Annotated in this window: 18 protein-coding genes; 7 read left to right on the top strand and 11 right to left on the bottom strand. The window is 54.1% G+C overall.

The window, feature by feature from the left end; genetic code table 11:
- Positions 1-16 precede the first annotated feature (16 nt).
- The 3 genes from L2712_RS00405 to L2712_RS00395 all read left to right on the top strand — a co-directional run bounded on the left by L2712_RS00405 (position 17) and on the right by L2712_RS00395 (position 4,231).
- The gene (locus tag L2712_RS00405) at positions 17-1,075 is read left to right on the top strand and encodes a DUF3080 family protein (protein ID WP_248976551.1); all 1,059 of its coding nucleotides are present in this window, start codon (positions 17-19) and stop codon (positions 1,073-1,075) included.
- A gap of 121 nt (positions 1,076-1,196) precedes the next feature.
- Complete coding sequence (locus tag L2712_RS00400; RefSeq protein ID WP_033539464.1) at positions 1,197-1,658, top strand: NanQ anomerase/TabA/YiaL family protein; 462 nt, start codon at positions 1,197-1,199, stop codon at positions 1,656-1,658.
- A 293-nt stretch (positions 1,659-1,951) separates the two neighbouring features.
- The gene (locus L2712_RS00395) at positions 1,952-4,231 is read left to right on the top strand and encodes an aminotransferase class V-fold PLP-dependent enzyme (RefSeq protein ID WP_248976550.1); all 2,280 of its coding nucleotides are present in this window, start codon (positions 1,952-1,954) and stop codon (positions 4,229-4,231) included.
- Between the two features lie 85 nt (positions 4,232-4,316).
- Here the strand turns inward: L2712_RS00395 and L2712_RS00390 are convergent, their stop codons facing one another.
- The 7 genes from L2712_RS00390 to L2712_RS00360 all read right to left on the bottom strand — a co-directional run bounded on the left by L2712_RS00390 (position 4,317) and on the right by L2712_RS00360 (position 12,148).
- The gene (locus L2712_RS00390) at positions 4,317-5,537 is read right to left on the bottom strand and encodes a hypothetical protein (RefSeq protein ID WP_033539527.1); all 1,221 of its coding nucleotides are present in this window, start codon (positions 5,535-5,537) and stop codon (positions 4,317-4,319) included.
- A gap of 641 nt (positions 5,538-6,178) precedes the next feature.
- Positions 6,179-9,379 carry an efflux RND transporter permease subunit gene (locus L2712_RS00385; RefSeq protein WP_248976549.1) on the bottom strand — a complete coding sequence of 1,067 codons (3,201 nt, stop codon included), beginning with the start codon at positions 9,377-9,379 and terminating at the stop codon, positions 6,179-6,181.
- Between the two features lie 12 nt (positions 9,380-9,391).
- Positions 9,392-10,579 (bottom strand): efflux RND transporter periplasmic adaptor subunit, encoded by a 1,188-nt coding sequence (locus L2712_RS00380; protein ID WP_248976548.1) that lies wholly within the window; start codon positions 10,577-10,579, stop codon positions 9,392-9,394.
- A gap of 8 nt (positions 10,580-10,587) precedes the next feature.
- The gene (locus L2712_RS00375; RefSeq protein ID WP_088905522.1) at positions 10,588-10,797 is read right to left on the bottom strand and encodes a hypothetical protein; all 210 of its coding nucleotides are present in this window, start codon (positions 10,795-10,797) and stop codon (positions 10,588-10,590) included.
- 175 nt (positions 10,798-10,972) lie between these two features.
- The gene (locus L2712_RS00370; RefSeq protein ID WP_248976547.1) at positions 10,973-11,404 is read right to left on the bottom strand and encodes a hypothetical protein; all 432 of its coding nucleotides are present in this window, start codon (positions 11,402-11,404) and stop codon (positions 10,973-10,975) included.
- Between the two features lie 129 nt (positions 11,405-11,533).
- Positions 11,534-11,716 carry a DUF3012 domain-containing protein gene (locus L2712_RS00365; protein WP_033539470.1) on the bottom strand — a complete coding sequence of 61 codons (183 nt, stop codon included), beginning with the start codon at positions 11,714-11,716 and terminating at the stop codon, positions 11,534-11,536.
- 54 nt (positions 11,717-11,770) lie between these two features.
- Positions 11,771-12,148, bottom strand: coding sequence for a SpoIIAA family protein (locus tag L2712_RS00360; RefSeq protein WP_033539471.1), 378 nt, complete (start codon positions 12,146-12,148; stop codon positions 11,771-11,773).
- A 120-nt stretch (positions 12,149-12,268) separates the two neighbouring features.
- Between L2712_RS00360 and arfB the strand changes: the two genes are divergently transcribed.
- The 4 genes from arfB (at position 12,269) to accC (ending at position 15,109) form a co-directional block, all read left to right on the top strand.
- Entirely contained in the window at positions 12,269-12,679 is a 411-nt protein-coding gene (gene arfB / locus L2712_RS00355; RefSeq protein ID WP_033539472.1) for an alternative ribosome rescue aminoacyl-tRNA hydrolase ArfB, read from the top strand.
- A gap of 141 nt (positions 12,680-12,820) precedes the next feature.
- A complete protein-coding gene (gene aroQ / locus L2712_RS00350; RefSeq protein ID WP_088905524.1) occupies positions 12,821-13,276 on the top strand; it encodes a type II 3-dehydroquinate dehydratase in 456 nt (151 codons plus the stop codon).
- Positions 13,277-13,279: 3 nt separating this feature from the next.
- A complete protein-coding gene (gene accB / locus L2712_RS00345; RefSeq protein WP_248976546.1) occupies positions 13,280-13,699 on the top strand; it encodes an acetyl-CoA carboxylase biotin carboxyl carrier protein in 420 nt (139 codons plus the stop codon).
- A gap of 42 nt (positions 13,700-13,741) precedes the next feature.
- Positions 13,742-15,109, top strand: a complete 1,368-nt coding sequence (gene accC / locus L2712_RS00340) for an acetyl-CoA carboxylase biotin carboxylase subunit (RefSeq protein ID WP_248976545.1) — start codon at positions 13,742-13,744, stop codon at positions 15,107-15,109.
- Positions 15,110-15,136: 27 nt separating this feature from the next.
- Here the strand turns inward: accC and L2712_RS00335 are convergent, their stop codons facing one another.
- The 4 genes from L2712_RS00335 to L2712_RS00320 all read right to left on the bottom strand — a co-directional run bounded on the left by L2712_RS00335 (position 15,137) and on the right by L2712_RS00320 (position 20,383).
- Complete coding sequence (locus L2712_RS00335) at positions 15,137-18,319, bottom strand: HD domain-containing phosphohydrolase (protein WP_248976544.1); 3,183 nt, start codon at positions 18,317-18,319, stop codon at positions 15,137-15,139.
- 96 nt (positions 18,320-18,415) lie between these two features.
- Positions 18,416-19,468, bottom strand: a complete 1,053-nt coding sequence (locus tag L2712_RS00330) for an MJ1255/VC2487 family glycosyltransferase (protein ID WP_248976543.1) — start codon at positions 19,466-19,468, stop codon at positions 18,416-18,418.
- A 26-nt stretch (positions 19,469-19,494) separates the two neighbouring features.
- Positions 19,495-20,025: a phosphatase PAP2 family protein gene (locus tag L2712_RS00325; protein WP_248976542.1), complete on the bottom strand. Its 531-nt coding sequence runs from the start codon at positions 20,023-20,025 to the stop codon at positions 19,495-19,497.
- A gap of 103 nt (positions 20,026-20,128) precedes the next feature.
- Entirely contained in the window at positions 20,129-20,383 is a 255-nt protein-coding gene (locus L2712_RS00320; protein ID WP_033539479.1) for a YgjV family protein, read from the bottom strand.
- Between the last annotated feature and the right edge of the window lie 5 nt (positions 20,384-20,388).

Genomic DNA, 20,388 nt, shown 5'->3' with positions numbered 1-20,388 from the left:
TAGCATAAGGGGCAGTATGCAGCAGACCAACGCCGCCGCAACCTGTATAACCGACTCGATAATCAAAGCCTGCATCGCCGTGGGATTTTCATTTTTACTTCTGGGATGCCAGCGGGCCAAGGATGTCGATTATCTTTGGCAAGATTACGGCCAACGTCTCTCTAATGTGATTGAACGCCCCTACACGGCCGCTGACTTTGTTCCTCAGCAGATAAGCAGACCTAAACCAGTTACCCGCCCATCGCAGACCATCTCTATCTTAGAAACCCTCTCTCTGAGTCATTGTCAGCTTGGCACCTTGATAGCCGACCACAACAGTACGCTCGGCAAGGTCGCCCCGCCGAGTCAGCAATTCATCTACCAGATACGCTTTATTCAACTGGCCCCCGCCTGCATCGACACCTTAGAGGCCGGTCCGCTAAGGCGTGAGCTGACACAGGCCCTCAAGCAGAAACAAGATGGAGCGATGGAAGACTTCAACCGGGTTCTGACCAGAGACAGGAGCATCACCCAGAGCCTGTTCATCGGCTACGACTCCTTGGTGCTCGACAAGACGCGCGCCGGGCGTTTCGAGCTCGAATCGGCGCTGGGTCAACTGCTTGATATTAAGCGCGCGATAGCACAGCAAGCTTGGCAGCAGATAGACACCAAGCAGATTGAACCCACCCTGGCGCTGCTGGCCTACCAATCTCTGCTGCCCAAGTATCTGCGCTCCTTAAGCTACAGCCAAGCCCAGCTAGTTGCCCTCAATGACTATTTAACAGAACATGCCGCCTCGATCACCTGTCGGCCAGGCCATGCCAACCACAAGCAAGAGATACTGCAAAATGTGTTTCACAAATTCTATCTTGCTCAGATCCAGGCCTATCTGTCACAACTTAACCAGCTGCACTATCGTCTGAACGAGCCGCTGCTGGCGCTCTTTGAAGGCAGCAGCTATCAGGGTTTTATCGAACTGCATTTCGGCGAACAGCAAGACGCTCTGCCTGCAAAGCTTAAGACGCAGATGCGCAGGCACGTCAAATGGTGGCAAGCATTCAGAGAAAGCTGTAATATTCCCCAGCCAAACCGCTAGGGCTGTACTTATCCAGCCACAGAGGCTACCTTGCCGCTCGAAAAGACTGCTACACTATCCCTCTCTCAAACCAAAGCTGCTATCACACCAGAGCTTGCTTCAACCTAGGCGACCGCAGATCATGATCCTGGATACCTTAGACAACCTGGCACACTACACCCACCTAGGGCCACGTATTGCCACAGCCTTGCAACACCTAAAAGAGACAGATTTCACTCAGCTGCCCGTTGGCAACTATGAGCTGGATGGCAAAGATATTTTTGTTATCGTCAACGACTATGAAACTAAGCCCAGAGAGGTCGAGCCTTTCGAGGTGCACCGCAAATATATCGACGTGCAGTATGTGGTCAGTGGTGAAGAGGAATTTGGCTATCTGCCACTAGCGGATCAGACCCCATCGAAACCTTACTATGACAAACACGACTACGCCGAGTACGACTATGAGTCCAACAAAGAAGCTGCCGCCTTTATCCCCTTGAAGGCAGGGATGTTTGCGCTGTTTTTCCCTCAGGATATGCACATGCCAGGCACCTCGGCGACACCACAAAAGGTGAGAAAGGTAGTGATCAAGGTAAGAATATAGCCCCTTGCTAACGCCCGCTGTCATTGCGGGCGTTTTGCACTCCCCCACAGCCAGTCTCCCGATACAAAATGTAACCAAGCTCCACTCTTTGGCCCGCTACCTCTTGTATTAGCTCGCCAGCCCTCTTTACCTGACTTATCGATAAACGGCACTCACGCCAAGGGGGTCTAAGAGCAAAAACATGATCTTGATCAATACTCACAAACTGCTAATATAGCCGCATCGAATTACATATAGCTTTTTGTTATATGGGAATTTTTTCTAATAATAAAAACAGCAAAAGCGAGTACCCCATGCATCCCAGCCCTGAACTGAGTCAGATCTACCTCGACGCCAACGCGACCACTCCGGTATTGCCCCAAGCCGCTAAAGCAGCCCTGGGTGCGATGGAAGAGCTGTTTGGCAACCCGTCCAGCAGCCATATCACAGGCCTTAAAGCCAAAAGCCTGATGGAGCAGACGCGCCTGCGCGCCAAACAGATTCTTGCCAGTGGCCAAGGCAAGATCATCTTTACCAGTGGCGCCACCGAAGGCATACAGACTGCCATTCTCTCCGCCCTCATCAAGGCAAAGGCCAGCCTGGATCCCAACAAGCAATACAGCTTGTTATACGGCGCGACCGAACATAAGGCAGTGCCCAACTCTCTGGCTCACTGGAACCAACTGCTGGAGATCGGCGCCGAGGTCAAGGCGATTCCCGTCGATGACAAAGGCGCGCTGGATCTCGACTTCATCGCCAAAGAGGTGCCCAATGCCTTGATGATCTGCACCATGGCGGTCAATAACGAAACCGGGGTATATCAGGACCTCAACGCACTCGATAGCTGCATACGTCAGCATAACCCTAAAGTGTTTTGGATGGTGGACTGCGTTCAGGCTTTGGGCAAACGTCCTCTGACACTGGCGCAAACCAGCATAGATTACGCGCCCTTTAGCGGCCATAAACTCTATGCGCCTAAGGGCATAGGCTTCGTTTATATTCGTGAGGGCGCCCCCTTTACCCCTTTTATCGCCGGTGGCGGTCAAGAGGGTGGCCTGCGCTCAGGCACGGAAAACTTGCCGGGTATGGCGGCGCTCAACCAAGTGTTTGCCATGTTACTCGCCGAACAAGATACTCCCTTCTATAGCGGGGAACGTCTGGAGCAATACCGTCAGCAACTGGCTCAGGCGCTGTTAAATGCCTTCCCTACACTGGTATTCAACCACAGCTTCGACAACAGTGTGCCCACCACCTTGAACTTCGCCGTGCCAGGTTTTAGCAGCAAGGAGATCATGGATCTGTTCGACGCCGCCAATATCCGCGTCAGCTCAGGATCGGCATGCAGCTCAAAAGTGACTCGCAGCTTCGTGCTTGATGCCATGGGCCTGCCCGCCTGGCAGAGTGAATCCGCCATTCGTCTCTCTTTCGGTCCGGCCATGACACAGCTTGAGGTGGATCAGGCCTGTGAGCGCATTCAATCGGCCGCTAACGCATTAGGCAATAGCTGCCTGACCCTGAGCACGGATGATGTCTCTACAGATAAAAAACCGCTTAACGGCTTAGTCCAGCTCAAATCTGGCTCCAGCTGTAGCTGGATCTACGCCGATCAACAGAGCAAACAGGCCGTGGTGATCGATCCCTTGCCTGAGCTCGGTCAGCGTATCGATACCCTGCTGCAATGCCAGCAGCTGTCGCCTATCGCCTTTATCGACACCCACGGCCATGCCGATCACGTCTCGGGACGTGTGGAGTTGGCGGCCCGCTATCTGCCTGAACAGACAAGTGATCATCTTGGCTGGCCAGCGACGCATCAGATCACTGAGATCGGTGCCAGACCAGCTCAGTCACTGTCGCTGGGCCAACTCTCTCTGGTAAAAGTGGCAACCCCAGGTCATACCAAAGACAGTATCAGCCTGCTGCTATGTTCAGCCGAAGGCGAAGTGCTCTATGCCTTCTGTGGCGATCTGGTCTTAATGGGCAGTTTGGGGCGCACCAACTTCGACAGCAGCTGCGCCAAACAGATGTACAACAGCCTCAAGCTGCTGCACAGCCTGGTAGGCGATAACACACTACTGTGCCCAAGCCACGACTATAACAACGAGTTCACCACCAGCTTCGCCGCCGAATTTAGGGTTAACCCGCTCCTGAATGAGGTGATCAACGGCACCATCACCATGGCGCAGTTTGAGCAGCAAAAGGCGAGGCTCGACACGCATCTCAAAGATGAGGCTGGCAGCGAGATCATCTGCGGTGCCTATACCGGCGGATGCAGTAAAGCCAAGGTGAAAGAGTACGACAGCCAGACGCTAAACCAGCAAGTAGGCAGCTCACCCAACCTTAAATTGCTGGATATTCGCGAACCCCATGAATATGCCCTGCAACATGAACTGGGGACCCTTGGGCAGAAAACCATTAACGTTCCCATGACACGTCTGGTGCAGTTTGTTCAAGAAAACCAGTTAGATAGAGAGGCTCAATGGGTATTGGTCTGTCGTAGCGGCAGTCGCTCACTGGTGGCAGCCCAAGCCCTACATCGACTGGGCTTTAACAACATCGCCCACCTTAAAGGCGGCTATGCGTTAAGCGACAGCTAAATTCAAGCCCACCCTCGCCTGACAGGCAGAAAAAAACCGCATCCCTAAAAGATGCGGTTTTTTATTTGGCTTAGACCCAAGCAGACTAGAAATAGTAGCCGAAGTTGATGTTAAAGCGCTTGTTGGTGCCGCCGTCGCCCACCATGGAGCCACCAATGAAAGGCTGGTTTTGAGCCACAACAAAATCGAAATAGGTGTAGAGACCACCCGCAGTGACCGCCACCCCGGTGACATTCATGAAGGTATCTTCCTGCCCTGTGGGTTTATCTGTGATTAACGAATAGTCGTTATAGAAGGTCAAGTTTGATACAGGTCCCCACTTAACAGGCAGGCTATAGGCCAAGTCGGCAACATAACTGGTTGCCTCGGCGGGAATCGAGTCATAAAAGGCGTAGGCCGCCACCACCATACGCTCCACATCCATGCCATCAACATCATACTTGTAATCGGTCAGCTGTAACTTGAGGTTCCAGCGATCATAGTTGAGTACACCATGCAGCGCTGCCGCCATCTGGTCGCCATCTGTACCATTTTCAATTTCAAGTTGTCCTACCTGACCCGAGACACCTAGCTCAAAACTCCCGCCATCAAACATGAAGTTGTGGCTGTAACGAGCGTTGAAGGTGTTCTTCTCGCCGGCGGCATAGCCATCGGTTGGCGCATCATAAATCCCCTCGCCTGCCAGGCGAACACCAACAACATCGTAAGCATATCTATGGGTGCGATCCGATACATAACCGTCCAGACCACCTTGCTCATCATTCTTATAGAAGGCTAAGTCTAATCGATTGCTGTCACTCTTATAGGTGTAGTTAAGTCCCAGATCGTAATCATCTTCCAGGCCTAAGTAGAAATTAGAGCTAAAGAAATAGTTATTAGACGCGTAGGTTAAGATACCGAAAGGCACCTGAGTCACCCCTATCTTTCCCTGTTGCTCATCATCAAAGTTATAACCTACCCAGGCATGATGAATCACATTCATATACTCGAACCAACGATACTGGGCCGAAAAAATCACGTCATCCAGATTACCGTTTACATCGATACGAAAGAGATCAAAGTCGAAGTCACCACCGCGATCGGTATTGGCATCGGAATAATCCTCATAGGAGTATTGAAAACGGGCAGCGCCGCCAAACTTAATCGACTTATCCATCTCCTCCTTTTCAGGGGCTTGTTCCTTTTCGGCTTCCAACTGCTCAATGCGCGCCTTTAGCGCCTTAAGCTCTTCGTCCACAGTGGTGGCACTGGCATTGGCACACAAAGCCATTGCGATACAGCTAGCTGCAAGTGTATAGCGAATCATCATTCATCCTCTCAGGTTTAACTTATTATTCTGCTTCCATGCTGCCATTTGCATCTTGAGTAGAGAAACTGGCCAAGAGTTCAGCCAAAGGGACACTGCTAAATACAAGCAATGCCGAATAAGTGAAGTCGCCATGAGGGCGTCACACCGAACAAACTCCAAGGCTAACTAACACCCTGCTGTAATGATCAGTACTCAAACTATGAAAATGATTAGAATTATTATTAGTGGCAACATATAGGCAACCCGCAGTCAAAAACAGCGGATTACTCAAAGCATTAGAGGCTTAAACTTAACACAAACCACTCATAATTAACAGGCAACACATGCTTTAGCCCGTATAAAGCGATCATGTAATCGAGCCGCATAGTTACGACTCAAACAAAATAATCATATGAAACACTAAACAAGATAAAGCAGATAAGTGAACCTTAAAAAGGCGCGGCGTCCTGCCGCGCGTGGCAATCAGGGCAAGGGCATCTTATCGCTCAACCCACAGGTTAGGGATGAACCGAAACGACAAGGCACCTTTTCTCCCACTGGATGTCACGAAAGAGACTTAACCACGATGACAAACTGAAAGCATCGCTGTCTCCGGCCCTCCCTGGCCCCTTGAAACGCTAAATTCAGGATCAAATCGGCTAATCTAAGGCATCTAACACCTTGCTACCCTTGACGGCCTTAGTCTCATAGAGCCAGCGATACAGGGTTGGCAAGATCAATAGTGTCAGGGCGGTAGAGCTAAACAGGCCGCCTATGATCACCACCGCCAGCGGCTTTTGGATCTCGCTGCCGACACCGCTCGATAGCAAGATAGGGATCAGGCCCAGCGCCGAGGTCAGCGCCGTCATCAGCACGGGGCGAAGACGTCCCACAGTGCCTTCATACACGCTGATATAGAGGGCTTCTCCCGCGGCCCGCCTCTGGTTAATGGAATCCACCAGCACCACGCCGTTGAGTACCGCCACCCCAAACAGAGTGATAAAGCCGATAGAGCTAGGCACTGACAGATAGGTGCCGCTGACGTAGAGGGCCACCACGCCGCCGATCAGCGCCAGCGGCACGTTAGCCATGATCAGGCCCACCTGCTTGATGGAACCGAAGGAGAAGTAAAGCAACAGGGCGATCAGGGCGATCGAGATGGGCACCACCAGCATCAGCTTCTGCTGGGCCCGCTGCTGGTTCTCATACTGGCCGCCGACCACAACCGTGTATCCCGGCGGCAGATCCGCCTGAGGCACTATGGCGTAGATATCCTTGACCACTGAGCCCATGTCGCGTCCCGACACGTTGGCCTGCACCACCACTCGGCGCTGCACATCGTCGCGGCGGATGTTAGGCGGCGCCATCTCAACCACCACATCGGCCACCTCACCCAGGCGCACGGTGGCACCGTTTACGCCGCTCAGCAGCAGATCCTCCAGCGCATCGGGCGCACTACGATATTGGCTTGCCAGGCGTACATTGATGTCGTATCTGGCGTTACCGTCGATCACCTGCCCGGCACTGACGCCGCCGATCCCCTGACTCACCAGGCTCATCACCTCATCGACGCTAATACCATAGCGGGCCAGCAGGTCCCGCTTGGGACGCACCACCAGTTGAGCCTCGCCAGACACCTGCTCCAAAGAGACATCGACCGCGCCCTCTATGCTAGACACCAAGTCACTAAGTGCCTGCCCCTTCTTGGAAAGCACTTCGAGATCCGGTCCAAACAGCTTGATCGCCAGCTGCGCCTTTACCCCAGAGAGCAACTCATCGACACGGGTAGCGATGGGCTGAGAGAAGGTAAACAGCAGGCCGGGGAAGACGCTTAACTTCTCTTCCATCAAGCGCTGCAACTCGAGACGGGTCTCGGCGTGTTGCCACTCATCGATCGGCTTTAGGCCGATATAGATCTCTATATTGCTGACAGGCTCAGGATCGCCCCCCAGCTCTGGCGCGCCGATACGGCTCAAGGCATAGTCCACCTCGGGAAAGCCCATCAAGATGGCTTCGAGCTTGGGCGCCACGTCTAATGAAGTGCTTAGGCTAGCTGTAGGCGCCAGGGTGACGCGCAAGTTGATGGTGCCCTCCTCAAGCTCGGGCACAAACTCTGTGCCAAGTCTGGGCAGCAGTGCCATGCTAAAACCAAACAAGCCTATTGCCAGCAAGAGCACCAACTTGGGTCTGCCCATGGTGGCGCTAAGTAACTTGCGATAAACCGCCTCCACCGGCTTAAGGACAGGGCTCTCCCTCAGGGTAATACCGCGCTTAAAGGCGCCTGGTTGAAACAAGAATACCGCCAGGGCAGGCACGGCAATCAAGGCGACAAACAGCGCCGCCACCATGGCCAGAATGATACTCACCGCCATAGGCTGAAACAGCTTGCCCTCAACCCCTTCCAGCGCAAACAGCGGCGCAAACACCACTATGATGATGGCGGTGGCGAAGAAGATAGGACTACACACCTCCTTGGCGGCCAGCATCACCCTTGAGGCGGTACTGCTAAGTTCCCTAGGGGCTCGCTCTTTATCCTGATTTAAATGCCGCTTGTCTGGCTGGGTGAGGTGCTTAAAGATATTCTCCACCATCACCACTGAGCCATCCACCAGCATACCGATAGCCACCGCCAGCCCACCGAGGGACATCAGGTTGGCCGACATGCCAAAGTAGGCCATCACCATCAGCGCCAAGCCGATAGAGACAGGAATAGAGAGCAGCACCAGTGCCGTTGCGCGAAGGTTCACCAGAAACAGCGCCAGGATCACCACGATAAACACAAAGGCCATTAAGAGGGCATCGCGCACCGTCTCTACCGCCTTATTGACCAGATCGGCCTGGTCGTAAAATACCTCGAAGGAGACACCTTTAGGCAGCGCCTGCTCTATCATGGCAGTCCGCGCCGAGATATCGTCTATGGTCGCCTTAGTGTTGGCGCCCATGCGTTTAAGCACCACACCGGCAACCACCTCGCCCAGCGCCTGTGGCGTTCCTGCATCGTCGCGGCGGGTCATGGTGACGGCGCCCACCCGTATCTCGGCGCCGAACTCCACCTTGGCGATATCCCCCACCCTAACTGGGGTACCGCCCACCTCGGCGAGTGGGATCTGAGCGATCGCCACCAGGCCTGCCTTACCCGCGGGTAACAGGCCATAGCCACGAACTACCAGCTGCTCCTGGCCCTGATCCATAAACCAGCCACCGGCGTTACGGTTATTGCTCTCCAGCGCCTGGGTCACCTGGACCATCGACAAACCATAGCTGCGCAGTTTATTGGGCTCTATCTGCACCTGATATTGGCGAACCTCCCCGCCGAAGGAGAGCACATCTGTCACGCCGCCCACCGGCATCAGGATAAGTTTTACCAGATAGTCATTGAGGCTTCTCAGCTCGGCGGCATCGATCCCCGACTCGGGCGTGGCCCGCAGTATGTACTGATAGATCTGGCCGAGTCCCGAGGTGTTAGGGCCAATTTCCGGCACTCCGACGCCATCGGGTATCATCTCCCTCGCCGCCTGCAACTGCTCGAACACCTGCTGACGGGCAAAGTAGATATCAGTCCCCTCGGCAAACACCACGGTCACAATTGACAGTCCTGTGCGCGACAAAGAGCGCACCTCGGTCACAGATGGCAGGGCATACATGGCCGACTCCACCGGATAACTGATCAGCTTTTCCACCTCCTCGGCCGCCAGCCCCTCGGCGGCGGTGTTGACCGTCACCTGCACGTTAGTGACATCGGGAAAGGCATCGAGGTTGAGCTTAGGTAAGATGACAACACTGGCAATCACACCACACAGCAGCGCCAGCGCCACCATAAGACGATTGCGAATCGCGCCATCGATAAGTTTCTGCAGCATAAGAACGACCTCTTAGTGGTTGTGAATATCGAAACCTGACTTGGCCTGCTCAGAGGCTAAGAAAAAGGCGCCGGAAACCACCACCCGCATCTCAGGGCGTAAGCCTTCCACCAGATTCATACCACGTTGGCGCTCACTCACCTCGACCTCGACGGCCTCGAAACCATCTCCCTCTTCGATAAACACCTGCCAGTCGCCGTCACCGCCTCGGGTCAGCGCCGCATCGGGCAATATCACCCCACCCTGACTATCATCAGCTAGATAGATCTCGGCAAACTGCCCAGCGTGGAGCACATGACCGGGATTGGCGAAGGCCACCAAGATCTGCTCGGTACGAGTGGTGCTGTCAATCTCATGGGAGCGACCGATCACCTCGGCCTCCAGAGTGAAATCCCCCACCTTCACCAGCGCCTTGCTGCCGACCTTGATCTGTTGAGATTGAGTCGGTGTCACCTGAGCCTCTACCCAGAGGTGAGACTCATCGGTAAGCTGCATCAAGGCCGTGCCGCCGTTGAACACCTGCCCCCGCATGGCAACATCTTGCTGCACACGACCATCGATAGGCGCCAACAGCTGATAGCTGCCAATATTTTCTGGGTCGGACTCCAGCGCCTTGATCTGCTCAGGTGTCATCTTGAGGGCACTCAAGATAGCGCGCTTAAGCTCGGCGTCGACCTGCGCCTGTTGGCGGTGACTGGCACTCACCGCACTCTGACTCATGCGTTTAATCCGGCTCCATTCGGCGGCAGCATTGATATGATCCGCCTGGGCCTGGGCTACCGCTGCGCCGACCAGAGTCAACAGGGGCTGGCCCTTCTTGACCTCTTGGCCCGGCACCACATGGCGCGCCAGTACGCGCACATCCAGCTGGGGCGCCAGGGTAACGGTGCGATCTCTGTCGACCACTAAGGTGGCGGTGGCCACAGCCGCCAGGCTAAAGCCTTGGGTACTGACGGACGTCACCTCAATACCGGCCAACAGACGCTGCTCCTGAGTCAGCACCAGCTCACCACCGTGAGCCTCCTCGTCGCCTGGTGTCTGTAACGCCTGAGCGCTGACAGGCTTAGCAGCATGATCATGGCCTTCGGCCCCGAGTACCACACCGCCAAGTGCCGTCATGGTCATCAAACCGCCAAAGGCCATGGCGCGCCCTAGAGATGGCAAGGGCAACAAGGTGCTTTTACTTGATTGATTTTTCATATTTTCACCTACCGCCCTAAACCTAAGACGCTATAAGACCCTTTGTTTATCTGATGCTGCAAAGGCGCATTGAGCGACACGCTCTGATTCATCCAATATTGAAAGCCAATCTTGTTGATCTGCGGCAGCGGTGCCGGAGCCATTTCGCCAGGTGAGGCGTGCAGGGGGATGCTCCACAAGGCGCCAGGCAGTGTGGTGGTGATTAAGGTTTTTCTCATTGCAATTCCTAATCTTAAGGAACAGGCGTCATGTCACGGCGAGCCAAGGACCCAATGGCCTATGGGCATCGCTAATACAAGTAGTGATATGTGGCATGAAAACGCCCGATAAAAACAGTGATCCACCAGCCCAAGTCATAAAACACTCGGTCTGAAGAGATTATTTTTTAACGGCTTAAGATAGTGAAATTGGCGGGCGATAGGCCGCTTGTGGGACAGGAGGAAGATAATGCAATCTGACACTGGCGGGCTCATCGCTCACAGGCACAGAAGGCACCCAGGCTAGCTGAGACACTAAGGTGACATGGCCGCCATGACATTGGCAGTCTAGGCAGAGATCAAAGGTCTGAGTCTCAGTCTTGCTGATCTGATGTTGATGTGGCGTCTCAAGCTCTGGCTCATCGAAGCCACACTGGCAATCGACACACTGCTGCAGACTCACCACTTCGGCAGTAAACTGCAGATGGGGATGGGTTTCGCTCTCCTCTTCATGGCTGCCAAGATGCAGTTGATGCGCACCCAGGTTTGCCCCTGCAAATTGCAGTGCTACCACGGCGATCATCATCAAGGCTAACTTGTGAACCAGTTGACGAAAGAAGAGACTCAAGCAAACTCCAAAGGAAAAGCGTAAAAAGGTCTAATAATCAGACTAAAGGGGTGACAAATAGTTCCATTGCCTCCCCTCTCCTTGACAGGACATTCGCCCCATCATGCTAGCCAGATCACACTCGAGGCACTACTTAAATACGCAGTGCTTAGTGTAATCGGCCGCTTCGTTAGCGCTCCAGTCACCCTTAGGCTTATCTTCCATCTGTTTACACCACTTTTCGCTACCGACTTCGGGAGCACAACCAGAGAGCGACGCCATAAGTGTCAGAGCTAGCGCGGCAGACGTCAAAGAGAGTGAAGATTTCAACATGGGGTATTTCCTTAAGGGTCTTAGATTATGAGATTACGAGTCCCTAGCCATACACTAGGGCTCGAGTGGACAACTTAGCTTGGCGGTGATCCACTCGATGGCCTGGGGCTTATCCTCAAGAGCATACCACGCCACCTCACCTTGCATAAAGGGGCCCATCAAGCGCACCGCATTACCAAACCAATCGGGGCCGCCCACCAGCACTAAGGCATCAAACCTAGGCAGTTGTAGCTCACCGACACCCGACAGTGACTGGCTTTCCCAGCCCTCTAGCAAGACATCCGCCTCGATATAGAGACACACCTTGCCGGAGGCCTGCTGATATTCCTCAATGATGGGGACTATCTTGCGGCAATAGTCCTGGGTCGACAATCGCCCGCTGGCAAATAAACTGATCACCCCATTGGTGATATCGGCGATTTGACATAACATACACACACTCCGAGAAGGCGCCTAATTTGGCGACCATTTTGCATCATTTTGACGGGCTAATGATACAGGTCTAGATCAAATAAGCCGAACATGCCGACCAGCGAGCGATCTTAAATAGCCATGATAACCATCTCTAACCGCGTCCAATTAGCCGATAACGAACTGGAATGGCAGTTTATCCGCTCCAGTGGCGCCGGTGGCCAACATATCAACAAGGTCTCCACCGCGGCGCAGCTGATCTTCGATATCCGTCAATCTTCCCTGCCGGAGGTTTATCAGCAAAGACTGCTGGCCAAGGCAGACCATCGCATCACCAAGAGTGGCAAGATCATCATCAAGTGTCAGGCCAGTCGCAGTCAGGAGGCCAATCGCCTGGCGGCGCTAGAGCAATTTATCACCCTGGTAGCCAGCGTGGGGCACACCGCCAAGAAACGGATCGCCACCAAACCCACCAAGGGCAGCCAGCGCAGGCGAGTCGATACCAAGAAGCAGCGCGGCGCGACGAAGGCCCTCAGGCAGAAGCAGTTCTAATCCATTCCTCTTTATCTCAAGATGATCTTGACTAACGCTTTGCCTCAAGGTGATTTTTGCTAACGAGACGTCAAATTCGCCGATAAGTATGCTAAGTTGCAGGTATCTTGTTTAAACGACTGACGCAGTAAGGTGTGCTAGATGAGTAAATCGGTGAAAATTCTCTTAGTAAACGGTCCTAACCTCAACCTACTGGGACGACGAGAACCTGGCCATTACGGCCATCACACCTTAGAACAGATTGTCGAGCAGTTACAGTGCTTGGCCGCCGAGCAAGGCGCTAGCCTTAACCATATTCAATCCAATGCCGAACATGAGCTGATCGACGCCATTCATCAAACCGACGCCGATTTCATCATCATCAACCCGGCGGCCTTTACCCACACCAGCGTGGCGCTCAGAGACGCCCTACTCGGTGTTGCTATTCCATTTATCGAAGTTCACCTCTCCAATGTGCACGCCAGAGAAGCCTTTAGGCATCACTCCTACTTCTCAGACAAGGCGGTCGGCGTCATCTGCGGTCTCGGCGAACAGGGCTATCGCTACGCCCTGGACTCGGCCATCGCCCGTGTAAAAGCCAGCCAGCAGAAGGGATAGAGCATGGATATACGCAAGATCAAGAAGCTAATCGAACTGGTGCAGGCCTCGGATATTAGCGAACTTGAGATCAAAGAGGGCGAGGAGTCGATTCGTATCTGCCGCCAACTCGCAGCAACAGCCAGCCCGCGCCTTCAGCCAGCTCCTAGCCAAACAGATGAAGCATCAGGCGAGGCGGAATATGACGAAGAGACCCTGCTACGCTCCCCGATGGTCGGCACCTTCTATCTAGCTCCCGCTGTCGATGCCTCTCCCTTGGTGGCCGTAGGCCAACAGGTCGAGCAAGGTGAGCCCGTCTGCATCATAGAAGCGATGAAGATGATGAATCAGATCCAGGCGCCCCATGCAGGCGTGGTTAAGGCCATATTATGCCAGAGCGGCGATGGCGTCGAATTCGATCAACCTCTGATGGTGATCGAATAGCGCGATAACCGGCCTCAGCAGAGGCAATAATGAGGAGACCGCATGCCGCACCCGACGCCAAGACGATTCAATAAGCTGTTGATCGCCAATCGCGGCGAGATAGCACTGCGCATCATCCGCGCCTGTCACCAACTTGGTATCAAAACGGTGGCCGTCTACTCCAGTGCCGACAAGCAAAGTGGTCACCTGACACTCGCCGATGAGACAGTCTGTATCGGTCCGGCGCCCGCCAAAGAGAGCTACCTCAACATTGCCGCTATCCTCGCCGCCGCCGATCTCACTCAGGTCGATGCCATCCACCCAGGTTACGGCTTTCTGTCCGAAAATGCCGACTTCGCCGAGCAGGTGATACAGAGCGGCTTTCACTTTATCGGCCCCACGGCGGACACCATACGCCTGATGGGCGACAAGGTGAGCGCCATCGCCGCCATGAAGGCGGCCGGAGTGCCCACTGTGCCCGGCTCAGACGGTCTACTGGACCATGATGAGGCGCGCACCAAGCAAATCGCCGCTGAGATAGGCTACCCGCTAATCATCAAGGCCACCGCGGGCGGCGGCGGAAAAGGAATGCGTATCGTCGAGGATGAGGCTCAGCTGCTTGCCGCCATCACCCTCACCCGCCGCGAAGCCGAGGCAGCCTTTGGCAATAGCGGCGTCTACTTGGAAAAATATCTCACACGGCCACGCCATATCGAGGTGCAGGTGGTGTGCGATCAACAGGGGAATTGTCTGTCTCTGGGCGAACGAGACTGCTCGCTGCAACGGGCCCAACAAAAAGTGATCGAGGCCGCACCGGCGCCTGGCTTAACGCCCGAGCAGCGCCAGCAAATAGGCCAAAGCTGTATCAAGGCCTGTCAGGCGATCGGTTATCTTGGGGTGGGCACCTTAGAGTTTCTCTATCAAGATGGCGAGTTCTACTTTATGGAGATGAACACCCGCATTCAGGTGGAGCACACCATCACAGAGATGGTCACAGGGGTGGATCTCTTAGCGCTGCAGCTCACTATCGCCCAGGGCGAGCCACTCGACCTAAGCGAGGCGCAAGTGACTCCCAAGGGACACGCCATAGAGTGTCGTATCAATGCCGAGCATCCGCGCACCTTTACGCCTTCACCGGGACAGATCACTCAGCTGCAGGTACCGGGAGGCCTGGGGGTGCGCTGGGAATCTCACCTCACGCACGGCTATGATATTCCGCCCTATTACGATGCCATGATCGCTAAGTTGATCACCTGGGGGGATGACAGAACCCAGGCGATAGCCCGCATGCGCACCGCGCTGGACGAGCTCACAATCTCAGGCATAGACACTAATATCCCCCTGCTCAAGGCGCTGCTTGCCGATCCTAAGGTGCAGCAGGGAGAGACCTCTATTCACTATCTGGAAGATACCTTTCTACCTGGAAAATGAGTGCTTGCCAGGCCTCAACCCAGATCGCTAGGCCGCCAGGTACCTGTCGATATCCACCTCGTCTATCTGCTCCGGTGCTAGGTAACGCTCGGCGTACTCCAAATAAATACCGCTGGTGAGGAACAGCTTAAACACCTCGGCGTCCACATGTTGATCCAGCACCATCTTATGCAAGATATCGATGGCGACACTCAGGGGTTTAGCCTTCTTATAGGGCCTGTCGGCCGCCGTAAGCGCCTCGAAGATATCCGCCAGCACCAGAATGCGCTCGGGGATCGACAGGTCATCACCGCTTAGCTTTCTGGGGTAGCCCGTACCTATCAGGGTTTCATGGTGGGTCGAGGCGTAACGGGGCACTCGCGCCAGCTCAGGTGGGAAGGGCAAGTTCTCGAGCATCTTGATGGTACTGGTAATATGTTGATTGATCTTAAACCTGTCCTCAGCAGTCAGGGTACCGCGGGAGATACTCAGATTATAGAGTTCGCCCTGATTATAGAGCGCCTCGGGTACCGTCATCTTGATACCAAATTTAGGGTCAAACACCTCAGGGCGCTGACGGGCAATCACATGATGGGGCTTATCGGCCAGCAATGGCTCGGTCACCGGCAGGCTCACCTCGGCGCTAAGATCGGGATAATTCAACTCCTCTACGGGAGAGAGGCCAAGACGGTCATCGAAGTGGCGCTCCCAAGTGATGGTCGACAGCGCCGTTAGCCTGTCGATATCGGCCTGTTCCATGAATTCGCCGCCCACATTCGCCCCGGCAACAAAGGCAAAGTCCTCTCTTAACTGCTCACGGCGCGCCTTTAATGCGGTCAGAAACTCGCCCTGACGTTCCGGACTCACCTGACACTGTTTGAGATAGTGGATCTCGGCGTCGCGCCACAGCACCTCGAAGCGCATTCGCACCTCGTGGATACGGTTATAGATCACTTCTAACTTACTGCCTTTATCCACGATATGCTCGGGCGTGGTGATCTTGCCGCAATCATGCAACCAGGCGGCGATGCGAAACTCCCTGTGCTCATCGGCATTACGAAAACGAAACGCCTTAAAGGCAGGCAGATCCGACTTGGCGGCATATTCGGCCAACATCAGCCCTAGCTCGGGTACTCGATTACAGTGACCCGCAGTATAAGGGGACTTATCATCGATCGCCTGGGCGATCAGCTTGATAAAGGCATCCATCAAGGCCTTATGGTCTTGCTCATGCTGGCGAATAGACTCGGACATATCCACCAAGGAGATCGCCAGCTCATCTATCTCCTTAATATAGGAATCTACCTTAGTGACCTCGTCATAACGGCGATATTTCACCTTGAGGTTTTCCAGCGCCAACAGTTTGATGGGCGTGATAATGGGTGAGGCAAACACCCAAGAGAAAGGCAGCGCCAGCAACAAGCAGAGGCCAGTGATCAGTATGGATTTCTCTACCTTATCTAGGCTCGAAGCCAACAAGGTATCCTTGGGCACTAAAATGGCGAAATACTCAGTCTCGGCGGTATTTTGCCCAAAAGGGGTGACATAGACAAAGCTCGGCACGCCATTAAGCGTTATCTCGTTTAACTGCTGATGCCTGCTAGCATCTGCGGCGATATCGATAAGCTCCTTGTAAGGTACGACGCCCTGGATGTTTTGAGGTGCGACTCGCTGCCCCTGGGCAAACCACTTATCACGCAGCGCCTGTATTTGAGCCGGGCTGATATGGTCAATCGCCTTATCAATAAGCGCCACCAGCGCGGCATCATCCCTATGCATCACCATGCTGAGCCCCGCCTGAATATCCACAGGGGCATAGTCCAAATCTTCATGAAACTGGAGATCGTCGAGAAAATACTGCTGCGCGGTATAGTGCAGCACTATGCTGTTGTCGATAGCCGCATATACCCGCCCATCTTTAACGGCCTGCAGAATGCCTCGGGTAGATGTCACCTCCACCACCTCTATTTCGGGGAAATACTGCTTGATAATAGGGATAATCGACCAGCCCTTAGGAATAGCTACCCGCTTGCCCGCAAGCTCAGCAACATGGTGGATCGACGCCTGCCCAGGACGAGTGACGGCGGCAAACGGCATACTAAGATAGGATTGGCTAAAGACCCCCAAAGCGCGGTTCGCCTCGCTATTGAGTACAGAGTGGAGCAGATTGATCTCCCCCGCCCTGAACTTGTCGACAAACTCCGGCCAGGTAAAGCCGTTGTTATAGTTGATGGTCAGCCCTGTCATCTCTGCCACAAGATTGAGCAAATCTATGCTGTACCCCATGGGGCGCCCGGCAACGGCAAAATCTATCGGCGGCCAATCGGTTTCATTAGAGGCGATAAGCGCCGGCGTACTCTGCACCAAAGCTTGCTCCTCAGGGGTGAGTTCGAGTCGCTCAACCCGCGGCCCCTGCTGCTCGGCATCACGCTGACGGTTAGAGGCCACAAGGTCGCCACTGGCGCGATACACATAGACCTCAGCGCTTGCCAGCGCCGACTCTCCCTGACTGAGCGAGGCGAGGTAATCATCCAGGCTCGACAGGGCGATATCCACCGCTAACACGGCGTCACTATCGGGCAAGCGGATGGAATAGGTAATGCCGGGCGCCTGCAGATTCTGAAACAGATAGGGCTCAGTCTTAAACACCTTGCCGGGCTGGGCATCGATAAACCAGGGACGTATGCTGGCATCATAGTCTGTGGGCTCCATCCGGCTCGCCCGCTGGTTAAACTCGGCATCTAAGTAGTGAAAGGCGCGAATACGCTCCTCCCCCTTCCCCTGAATACTGATGATCACCCAGCGATCTTCCAGCGACGCCTTAAGTTGCCGGCGCACTATGGGGTGGGCGTCGAGATTGACCAGTTCAAACAGATTACCATCCGGGCTGCCGAGATAGATGGCATAGATAAAGTTGGCCGAAAGCATCGCCTGACTAAACACCAGCTTGGCGGCTTTCGTCAGCCCCATAGGCGTATACAGGCCTTCAAAGTTCGCCACCAATTTTGTGGTATTGCTCGCCTGACTGTCGAGCTGCTGCAGATAGCTTGCCGTGCTGTTGGCACTCTGATTATACAGGTGAAGGCTGGACTCGGTGGCCAGTCGCTGACTGAAATAGTACTGCAAGCCGATAGCAACCAAGGCGGTAAACAGCGTCGCAATAATGAAGATGCCCACCACCGTAAAGCGTATGGTTAGCCGTTTGGGTTTCGCTAAGGTGAGGCCCTGCATTCGATATCCTTGTCACGAGAGTATCCTACTCAATGAGTATAACAAGAGATCTGCAGGCCTCACATCCTAGGGGAATGGCATCCTAACCTATCGATTTTAAGGACTTTTTTTACGCCATGATTCCGGCAATTCCACCTGTTGCCATAGCTCATGACAAAGGCTTTCCCCCTGATGCCAATTCCCCTGCTTGAGCCAAGTCACCAGGGCATCACCCACCTCAGGATAGGCAATAGGCTCAGGTTTTGGCGAGCGTAGCCAACGCTTTACCGCTGTCGGGTCAAGCCACTTCATACTTTCCGCTGCGCCCAGCAACTCCAACGCCGCCACATTGGAAAGCTGCTCAAACTGGCCATGTAGCGGCTTCACCAGCAGCTTCTTACCCAGGGTGAGCGCCTCACTGGCCAGCTCAAAGCCTGCGCTGGCGATCACCCCGCCACACTGGGCCAACTTGGCCTTAAAGCCCTCGCGGTTAAAGCCAGACCAGATCAGATTGTCTGCGCAATCTTTCGGCGCAGCCGAACCATGAAACACAGAGAAACGGTACTCGCCAAAGTCCTTGAGCAGGTGATTGATATCCTCCGGCGACTCAAACGGCAGATAGACCAGAATCTCATGGGAGTTATAGGCCACCACCTCGCTTACCTCGACAAAAGGCGGCAGCAGAGGAAAACCAAAATGATGCCAATGACAGCCCAGTGCCCGCTCGACCGGGGCAAAATAGTTGAGCAACATCTGATTGAACCAGCCGTTGCCCACCTTAGGCACATCGTATTGCAACGCCGCCTGATGACTCACACCGATAGAGGGTACCCCCTGAAGGCGCGCCGCCCAGGCAGACACAGGTTCAAAATCGTTAAGCACCAGGTCATAACCACTCAAATCCAGGGCGCGTACATCTTTAACTAAGGCACTCAAGGAGTTTTGCAGCGCCGTCCTGGCAATACTGACGCAGCCATTTTGGGTCGCAAAGGTTAGGCCTGTTTGGGCGCGATAGTCGCCGAAACACTGCATGTCGAAATAACGCTGAGTCTCTCGACCGGAAAAGAAGAAGTCGACATCGACTTGCTGATGTTTAAAAGCCTTAGCCATAACTCTAGCACGACTGAGATGGCCATTCCCTGTGCCTTGCACGCCGTAAAGGATACGCATTTTTTGTGCTGACTCCTGCTAGTGATTTATTGACCGATGAGAGGTAATGCCAGGTAGCAACTCGTCACGCCCAAAAGGGCACCCGCCAGAATATCCAGCGGGTAATGCACGCCCAAGATGATACGCGAGACACCGATAGCCGTAGCCCAACCAAAGGCGGGCCAGGCAAATGAGGGATAACAGCTGGCGATGGCGCTGGCCATCACAAAGGCCGCCGCCGTATGGCCCGATGGCAGACTGAACTTATCTGATGGCTCAAAGGCCAGTGTCAGGCTACTACCGCCCCGCAGAGACTGATAACAGGGACGGGTACGGCGAATGCTATTTTTAAGCGCGAGATAAAGAGGCAGTTCTAAGATAAAGGCGGCAAGCGCCGTGTTGAATAGGGTTTCCCCTCGTTCGTCCAGCAAAAGCAGGCCGACACACAGATAGAGATAAAAAGGCCCGTCGCCCGTGGCCGAAACTAACCTGGCCTTAGGGTTTAGCCCATGAGCTGCGCCATAGGCGTTGATCACGGCAAAGGCCTGACGATCTAGCTTAGCGAGGGTCTGAAACATAAAAGGCTCCGGATCACTTTGATATGATCAGGAGCCTAAAAAATTGCGATGACGCCTAGGTGACATCTAGCCTAAATATTTGTGACAGCTAAGGCTGACTAACTTAAGCTTCGGCGGTATTACCCACTTGGGATTTAGCACGAAACAGCTTCACTAAATGATAGATATTGATACAAGCGACAAAGGCGTTCATGCCAGCAACTGGCCAGGCTGAGATATAGATCCCGTAGATCACAAACAATGTACAACCGGTAAAGTTAAGACATCTTAGCCAGACTATATCTTTCATCATCAGAGAGATAGCGACCATCACTGAGGCGGAATAACCAATAAGTTCAATTGTGTTTGAAGCTTCCATAAGGC

The sequence above is a fragment of the Shewanella marisflavi genome (assembly GCF_023283925.1).
Classification (GTDB): Bacteria; Pseudomonadota; Gammaproteobacteria; order Enterobacterales; family Shewanellaceae; genus Shewanella; species Shewanella marisflavi.
The sequence above is the reverse complement of the archived record's forward strand: the minus strand, read 5'-3'. Positions and strand labels throughout refer to the sequence as shown.